Origin of the sequence: Psychrobacter sp. UBA2514 (assembly GCF_002341255.1) — a bacterium.
GTDB lineage: Bacteria > Pseudomonadota > Gammaproteobacteria > Pseudomonadales > Moraxellaceae > Psychrobacter > Psychrobacter pacificensis.
This window is the reverse complement of the sequence record NZ_DDNS01000054.1, coordinates 1-774: the sequence shown is the minus strand read 5'-3', so window position 1 is coordinate 774 and position 774 is coordinate 1. Positions and strand designations below refer to the sequence as shown.

1 protein-coding gene is annotated in these 774 nt (G+C 42.2%); it reads right to left on the bottom strand.

What is annotated here, in order from left to right; all coding sequences use genetic code 11:
- Positions 1–97: 97 nt before the first annotated feature.
- Positions 98–616, bottom strand: coding sequence for a peptidoglycan-associated lipoprotein Pal (gene pal, locus B3V51_RS12770; RefSeq protein WP_093069940.1), 519 nt, complete (start codon positions 614–616; stop codon positions 98–100).
- Between the last annotated feature and the right edge of the window lie 158 nt (positions 617–774).

Sequence of the window (774 nt, the reverse complement as noted above, 5' to 3'; positions counted from 1 at the left end):
AATTTTATTGAGGTTCTACTGTAGCTCAATAGAATATAAAAAGCCCAGTAATATAACATTACTGGGCTTTTTTAAAGCAAATGATTTTTAATGACGCTTAGTAAGACAGCTCAGCACGGCGGTTTTGTGCATAAGCATCTTCGGTGTTGCCAGCCGCTGCAGGACGTTCTTCACCATAGCTAATGACACGGATGTTGTTGGCGGCGACACCCTGAGCAGCAAGATAATTACGTGCTGCTTGGGCACGTCGCTCACCGAGTGCCATATTGTATTCACGGCTACCGCGCTCATCAGTATGACCTGCGATAACGACACCAGCTGCTGGGTTTGAGTTTAATAGGCTCACGTGTTGGTTAAGGACACTCGCCGCTTGCGCAGTGATTTCGCTGCTATCAAAAGCAAAGTAGACAACCGCTTGTAAGTTTTCAGCACCAGTAATGACAGCGGCTGAGTTATCAACGATGACGGCACCATTATAGCCAACTTGACCACCTGGAATACCTAGCGGCGCGACCACAACCTCTGAGGTAGCACGTTTAGTCGCACAACCTGTAGTGAGTGCAACGGCGCTTGATAGTACAGCTAAAACAGCGATCTTAGAAAAACTGATTGACATGACGAGCTCCTAAAATTTTAATTAAATTTATTTTTTAAACTGCTTACGATAAAACTCAAGCAATCTTTAGACATCATATACTAACTGTTAATTTATGTAAGTATTTTTACTGTAAATAACGATAGATATGTAACGTATAGTCAATCCTAAATAAAACA